The organism is Bacillota bacterium, from assembly GCA_012727955.1.
Taxonomy (GTDB): domain Bacteria; phylum Bacillota; class Limnochordia; order DTU087; family JAAYGB01; genus JAAYGB01.
Genome location: JAAYGB010000001.1, coordinates 68352 through 75829 on the forward strand (window position 1 = coordinate 68352; position 7478 = coordinate 75829).

Annotated in this window: 7 protein-coding genes; 3 read left to right on the forward strand and 4 right to left on the reverse strand. The window is 52.3% G+C overall.

Annotated features, from left to right (window positions below):
- Positions 1-4: 4 nt before the first annotated feature.
- The 3 genes from GX030_00350 to GX030_00360 all read right to left on the reverse strand — a co-directional run bounded on the left by GX030_00350 (position 5) and on the right by GX030_00360 (position 4146).
- Positions 5-1234, reverse strand: a complete 1230-nt coding sequence (locus GX030_00350; GenBank protein ID NLV90836.1) for an HD domain-containing protein — start codon at positions 1232-1234, stop codon at positions 5-7.
- A 421-nt stretch (positions 1235-1655) separates the two neighbouring features.
- A complete protein-coding gene (locus tag GX030_00355; protein NLV90837.1) occupies positions 1656-3581 on the reverse strand; it encodes an ABC transporter substrate-binding protein in 1926 nt (641 codons plus the stop codon).
- Positions 3582-4005: 424 nt separating this feature from the next.
- Positions 4006-4146, reverse strand: a complete 141-nt coding sequence (locus tag GX030_00360; GenBank protein ID NLV90838.1) for a hypothetical protein — start codon at positions 4144-4146, stop codon at positions 4006-4008.
- A 486-nt stretch (positions 4147-4632) separates the two neighbouring features.
- Here GX030_00360 and GX030_00365 point away from each other — a divergent pair, with 486 nt between their 5' ends.
- A complete protein-coding gene (locus tag GX030_00365) occupies positions 4633-5484 on the forward strand; it encodes a rubrerythrin family protein (protein ID NLV90839.1) in 852 nt (283 codons plus the stop codon).
- A 73-nt stretch (positions 5485-5557) separates the two neighbouring features.
- Positions 5558-6082, forward strand: a complete 525-nt coding sequence (locus GX030_00370; GenBank protein ID NLV90840.1) for a GNAT family N-acetyltransferase — start codon at positions 5558-5560, stop codon at positions 6080-6082.
- A gap of 68 nt (positions 6083-6150) precedes the next feature.
- Here GX030_00370 and GX030_00375 read toward each other — a convergent pair whose 3' ends face one another.
- Positions 6151-6696 (reverse strand): HDIG domain-containing protein, encoded by a 546-nt coding sequence (locus GX030_00375; GenBank protein ID NLV90841.1) that lies wholly within the window; start codon positions 6694-6696, stop codon positions 6151-6153.
- A gap of 198 nt (positions 6697-6894) precedes the next feature.
- Between GX030_00375 and GX030_00380 the strand changes: the two genes are divergently transcribed.
- The coding region (locus GX030_00380; GenBank protein NLV90842.1) for a magnesium transporter at positions 6895-7478 on the forward strand (584 nt) is incomplete at its 3' end.

Consider the following 7478-nt stretch of genomic DNA (forward strand, 5'->3'; position numbering starts at 1 on the left):
TTCACTAATAGCTCATCGCATAGTTGTTAGCCGATTGCAGAAACTCGTCGTAATCAGCTAAGAGCAATGCCACCAGTTCCGCAGAGATTTTGTTCTCTCGTACATGGCTGGCCAAAATACTCTTCACATCATCTGCCGCCATCGCGGGCCGATAGGGCCTGTCTTGACTTAACGCCTGGAAGAGATCCGCAACCGCTAGAATTCTACATCCCAGGTCCAGCTCCTCAGCCCCAAGACCAAAGGGATAACCGGAGCCGTCTAGACGTTCATGATGCAAGGCACCCCAGCGGGCGATTCGGGCCATGGCTGGGACCTGGGATAGTATCCGATATGTATGATAGGGGTGCTGACACATGATCTGTCTCTCACCGCTGGTTAGTGGGCCGGGCTTTTCCAGAATCTCGTCGGGAATAGCCAGTTTCCCCAGGTCATGTACCAGTCCTGCCATTTCAATTTCCCACTGCTCCTGCTCGGAAAACCCTACCCGAGCCGCCAGTTCCCTGGCCACGTTGGCCACCGCTACCGAGTGATTGTGGGTAAAGGGGCTCTTGTCGTCAATGATATTGGCCAGCAACCGACAGGTAGTGACAATATCCTCCGCCGAGAGGCTGATGGTTTCTGCTGCCAAGAAGGACCGCAGGATCTCTTCTAGGTACCCCGAAGTCAAATCCAGCCAAAAGGCGGGCTCCAAATCACCGACTAGTTCTACCAGCTTCGGATCGAAATGGGAATCGGAGAAGAGACCCAACCGATACAGGATCCTGTCTCTGTGAGTTAGTATGTAATCATCGGGGATGGAGATAGTTATCCGGTCCACCAAGTGCAGGATGCGACCGGCTAGAGGAATATCATCCCGTTGAATCCCATCGGGATTGGGGTCGCTGAAACGATGATGATGAAAGTACACAGCATCAGCCAGGTTCTTAGCGTAGGAGACAGTGGATAGACGTTTTTGTCCCTCGACGGCGTGCTCCGTGGCCAATAGGGGATCGACTTCGATGGACGCGGTCACCTGACTGCGAACCCGGCTCGAGGACATTCCCACATCGTGAACCAATCCAGCGAGAGCCAGTCCCCGCTGAGCTTGCCCATCTACTCCAAGTGCTTCGCCCACACGCCAAGCGCCATAGGCTACCTGCAAGCCATGGACGGAAAGATCGCCACCAACCAGGTCCAAAGCCCTAGAGAGCAGCATCAAGAGATCGTACATGGTAACGGACTGATGTGTGATCACTTAACCACCCCTTCCAAGATTCTGTATAACTACCTTTGGCTAGATGAAAACCGACTCAGAAGTTCCTCTAGTATCTGCAACCTCTACCCCTGGGTGCTCCTGATTCCGACGCGGCAATGAAATTTCTATCAATATTTACCAAAATAGTCACACCACATATGGCAGGTTCTTTGTCCTTGAGTGATCTCCTTTTCATCGGTGAAGGAGTATTAAGTCTCCTTGACCCCTCCCCGGTTAGGCGGGTCTGCGACGGATTCAGTCACGGCCAAGAGGTGCCTTGAGCTCGCCTTTCTGGCAAGTTGCGAGGGAAAATCCCCAAAAAAGGGAGCAGCCGAAGGGGCCACTCCCTTTTTCCCTGCCTTAAATTAGGTTTTCTATCATAGACCCTTTGCTCTGGAAGGGACTGATCACCCTTCCCCGACTACTCAGCGAAATAGAATTGCTCCGGTACATAACGGGCCAAATAGACCCAGTCCCAGGCCATCAAGCCGGTGTCAGGGATGTTTCGCACCTTTTCGTTGACCAGGATGGGTGCGGGCATCAGACCCAGGGTACCAAAGGTCCACATGTTCTCTATATGAATTCGCTGCATCTCCTTCACCGCAGCAATGACTTCTTCCTCATCATAAGAGGTCTTTGCCACTTCCCAGAGGTTATACTGATGCAACACTTCCTCGGGCGGCTCCTCCCCCCGCTCGCCCTTGGTGGCAATCCATTCCCGCCAAGCCGGGGCCCAACCGGATTCCCAGGAGCTCAAGGTGGTATGCCAGGGATTGAGGATCCACACCGGGTCAGACATCTGGCCACAATGCCAAATGGTCATATCGTAGTCGCCGTTTTCCCGTAGAGTTTGCAGGTAACTGCGCTCCAACTGCCGCACGGTGACATCGATCCCCAGTACCTCGGCCCACTGGCGCGCCGACAGCTCCAGCATCTTCGCTTTAGCCGTGCCGCCCTCGCCGGGCCAATAGGAAATGGTGAATTTGACCCGTTCTCCATCGGGCCTGACTCGATAGTCTCCCTCCCACTTAAGACCCATCTCATCAAGGAGGGCATTGGCCCTATCGGGATCGTACTCGGTGTAAAGTTTGGCCAATCGCTCATCCCAGAAGCGTCCTCCCCGAGGCAAGATGACACACTGCATCGGCTCGCCCATGCCGAAGAACAACACATCATTCATCTCCTGCCGATCAATACCCAGGGACAGAGCAATTCTAAACCGCTTATCCCCGAACAAAGCCCGCATCGCAGGATCCCTATGGGTCATGTTGGGCATGTAGAACATCATGCAGGGCCAGGCCGTCTGATAGGTCAAGACCCGATAACCGTTACGCTCAGCATTCTCCAGGAACACCGGCATATTATCTAGAGTGATGTTCCACTGGGCGATATCCATTTCCCCCGTAGCAGCCTTGAGATTATACACTTCGACATCGGTAACCAACTCTAGCACTACTCGGTCAACGTAGGGCAATTGATTACCCTCGGTGTCTACCTTCCAATAGTAGGGGTTTCTTTCAAAGACAACCCGGTTCTGGGTTCTAGAGATGGGCTTAAAGGCTCGAAGTACCGGACCTTCGGGGTTTTGGTGATTCTCATTAAATCCAAGGACCCTCTTTGCTCCAAAGAGCTGCCACCAGGTTTCAAACCCCTCGGCCTTAGCCAGTCGGTCCAGTTCTTCTGGATCGGTATACCGGGGATGAAACTGTTTGAGGTAATGCTTTGGTAAGTAGAAGGCATTCTCTTCCGCCCAAGTGGCCAAGCGAATCAATACCGCGGAGTAGGGAATGGCAAACTCCAACTCTACGGTATAGTCATCGATCTTGTGGACCTTCATCATCTCGCCGCCAGGGGCCCAGTCCTGGGTGGGCTTAACGGGAGTCAGCTCATCGTTAAGGATCACATCCTCCCACCAAAAGAGAATGTCATCGGCGGTAAAGGGGTGCCCGTCCGACCACTTCACACCTTCCCGCAGATACAGGGTCACCGTCTTCTTGTCCTCGGAGATCTCCCAAGCGGTGGCCAAATTTGGCTCGATGGTGGCACCATCCTCGGGATTGAGTTTGAGGATCGTTTCCTTCCCGATCACGTTGACACCGTCCTCCAACGCGTTGGGGTTACAGTGAAGGACGTGGAAGGTTCCTCCATATCTGCCGACATTTTCGTAGGGAATAATCACCAGAGGATTTTTCGGCAACCGCTGTTCTACACTGGGAAGTTCTCCCTTGGCTACCCGCTCTTTGAGCATCGGCGCTTCGTTATAGTAGGCCAGTCCCAGGGCACTGAATCCCAGAACCAGAACCACTGCCAGCGCCAACCCCATCAACTTCCATCGATACTTACTCATCCGTCCGCCTCCTTCGCAAGCTGGGTTCATCGCACTCCTTGTATTACATAATAGTCTGTTTATTCAGTTTATTCTCTCTATTTCCTGGGAAATTTTTCATGGCGTTATGTAAGGACGATTTTCCGACTAATTCTGGTAGGTTTTGACTGTCTTGAGTAGTAGACAGAAGTAGAACCCTTGCTTGCGAAGGAATAAACATGTGGGATGAACAGTCCATGATTCAGGTGTCCTTTGACAACCACACAGTGATTCCACATCACTTGGGATAGCGGGCCGTCCCCTGGTAGTTAGAAGGGAAGAGTCCATCGTCGATCCACAATGGGATCCTCTGTTACCTGGGCAGCCGCCTACTCTCCCTTCATCTTCCGGTATCAGGCGATACGATGTTGGAGCACCGATGCCATCGTCAATCCCGAGCCCTCACTCATTTCCTCGTAGCTTGGACATCTCCTAGTCCCGCAAAAACCACTATGACAGCAATCACCTGAATCCACAGATCACTCTGTAAATAGGACGAAAGCATCAACAGGGCTAGCCCTCCTAATGTAAGCAATACCCCTCTCATCAAATCCCCTCCCTTCTTGACTTCAACAATCTTCCATCCTCACCCGTTGTTAAGTGCCTTAAGACCACAGCAGCATGGTGCTGCAAGTGTTCGAAACTCGGTTTGGCAGCTTCCTGTGGCCAGGGATAGAGCTCGCAGAATCACTGATGTGTTGTCTTCTGCTAACCTTAGTATGAAGGGGGCTATATTACAATTCCGGATATGATGATAAGATAGCACTACAGTCAAGAAGACGAGGCGTCTATCAAGCTGCATCCCCACTTGCCCAGTTGAAGTATCTCGTAAGGCGCCCCCACTCTTTATCTCAGACGTTCTCCTTCCCAAGGAGTTTCAAGGAGGCGCCCTACCGTTAGGAGAAAGTTAGCCTGCTGCCGGTGGAAATCCTCTATGGTTGTCAAGGGCCAACAACCTTGACTCCATGATATATCGACAACACCATTATACAAGGAGTTGATTGGATTGAAATCTCCCATTCCGCAATCTGTGCTGACCCAAATCCTCAGGGCACAACAGAACGAAATCACCGAGTATCATATCTATTCCCGCCTGGCCAGAAGGGTCAAGGACAAGGGCAACAGCCGGGTCCTGCAGCAAATTGCCGACGAGGAAAAGCAGCACCATGACTCTTGGGCCCAGTATACAAACCAAGAGGCCCGGCCAAGGCGACTGATAGTCTTCCTTTATTACTGGATCGCTAGAGTCCTGGGGCTTACCTTTGGAATCAAGCTGATGGAAAAAAATGAAGAGCGGGCTCAAATCAACTACAGTCAGATTGTCGGAGTGATTCCCGAGGCCCAGCGGATTATCGAGGAAGAAGAGGTGCATGAGCAGAAGCTCATCGCGTTGATCAACGAGGAACGCCTGAATTACACCGGCTCCATTGTTTTGGGGTTGAACGATGCGCTGGTAGAGCTCACGGGAACACTGGCAGGCCTCACCTTCGCCCTGCAAAACACCAAACTGACGGCCTTGGCCGGGTTGATCACCGGAATCGCGGCCTCCTTTTCCATGGCGGCCTCGGAATATCTGTCCCAGCGGTCTGAAGGTGAAAGTGAAAGGGCCTCCACTTCGGCACTTTACACCGGGGTGGCCTATATCTGTACCGTGGCCCTGTTGATTCTGCCCTACCTGGTGCTGACTAACTACTTACTCAGTCTGGTGTGCACCCTAGTCATCGCCTTAGCGATTATCTTTGCCTTCAACTACTACATCTCCGTCGCCAAGGATCTCAACTTCCGGCGCCGCTTCACGGAGATGGCCCTGATCAGTATGGGGGTAGCCTTGGTTAGCTTTGCCATAGGCTATCTGATTCGAGTCACTCTGGGAGTAGATATTTGAGGCAATAATCGCGAAATTACCAATAAACAGAAAACCAATTTGCTCTTAACTTCTTGAACCAGGAGGATTCAACATGGATGGACTGGCACTAATCTATCCCGACGTTGCCCTAGAAGCACAGTACATGCAAATGCTCCAGGATTGGCGCTCCACCGCAGAATCAATGTTTCCCTTTGTCCTGGATTTTGACCCCAGTGACTTCCCGGCGCTGATCACTAAACTACGAAACTGCAGTTTGGGAATCGATTTGCCTCCAGGATTTGTGCCCCACACCACCCTGTGGCTCGTGGATCAACAGTCTGCTATTCTGGGAGTGGTCAATATCCGCCACTACCTCGATGATAAGCTCCGACATCGCGGGGGTCACATTGGCTATGGCATCAGGCCCAGTCAACGCCGAAGGGGACTAGGCACCAAGATGCTGGCCCTGGCCCTTAACCACGCCAAGACCATGGGGCTAGATTCGGTGCTTCTTACCTGCGACAAAGCGAACATTGCCTCAGACAAAGTCATTCAAAACAACGGTGGTAAACTGGATTCGGAAGAAGTGGTGGATGGAACGATGATTCAGCGCTACTGGATTGAAGTTCCCAAGTAGCCCACACCCTCGATAGACAGGCCAACACCCTAGCTGGAAAGCATGTCCAGCTAGGGTGTTTATCTTACCTATAGGCCCAAGTCTTGATGAATCCCCTGCATCGCCTTGAGGCCATGGGCCACAAACTCCTCGACTTCCATGCCAAAATCAGCACAGGTGCGAATGGTATCCCGATCAGCACCGCGGGCAAAGGACCTTTCACCGAACCGGTTCATCACAAAATCAGGGTCGATGGAATTCAGCTTTTTGTCGGGGTGGACCAAAGCGGCGGCCACGATGAGCCCTGTCAGCGGATCGGTGGCATACAGCACCTGATCCATCAGGCTCTTGCGCGGGGCCTTGTCGCAATGGGCCAGCACTGCTTGGACAATCTCCTCGGACAACCCCGCCTCTCGCAGCATTTCCGCTCCCAGCAGGCCATGTTGCTCCGGCGTATCCTTAGTCTTGTCGTAGTCTACATCATGAAGGAGCCCTGCTAATCCCCAGGCGTCGACATCTTCACCAAAGTGTTCTGCCATATGCCGCATAATCGCCTCAGCTGCCAACATGTGCTTTACCAAATTCTTGTTCTTTACGTTGGCCTTAACCAAATTCAATGCTTCATTGCGTTCCACTACACAATCCCTCCCATTATTGGTAAACTACATAAGGGACGCCCTTTTCCTCGCTTATCGGGGTATGATCAGCTTTGACAAGTCCTCTGCTTTTCCTGGTTTAATCTGGATTGACTGAGGAATTTTCCCTTACTTCTCTGAAGTACTTCTCTGAAGTACTTCTCTGAAGTGAAATTACAGGGAAAGGAGTGATCGGCCGTGATGGATATACCAGCGGAGCTCCTGGCCAAAGTAGAGCTGGCCATCGACCAAAATGACATCACCACTTTGCGCACAGTTTTGGATCAGCTGCAGCCCTTTGATATCGCTGAAATTTTAGAGGAGCTGTCCCAAGACCGACAGATCACCCTAATAGACAGTATTTCCCCGGTGGTTGCTGCCGAGGCCATCGTCTACCTGGAGCCCATCGAGCAGTACCGGATCTTCGATGGATTACCGGAGAAAAAGATGAAAACTATCCTGGAGCTGCTGTCCAGTGACGATGTCGTGGACTTGGTGGCGGCTATCCATCCCCACCAAGCGGAACGTCTGGTGGGCTGGTTACCCCAAAGCTATTTGGACAAGATCCGAGCCTTGATGAGCTATCCTGAAAACACCGCGGGCAGCTTGGCTACCTTTGACTACATCTCCGCGCGAGAGTCCTGGACCGCCAGTCAAACCCTAGCCCACATTCGCAAGGTGGGAAACGCCCCAGAGAGCATTTCCTACGTTTACGTCCTCGATGCTCGGGGGCATTTGGTCGGAGTCGCGTCTTTGCGGAGCTTAATCATGGCGCCACCGGA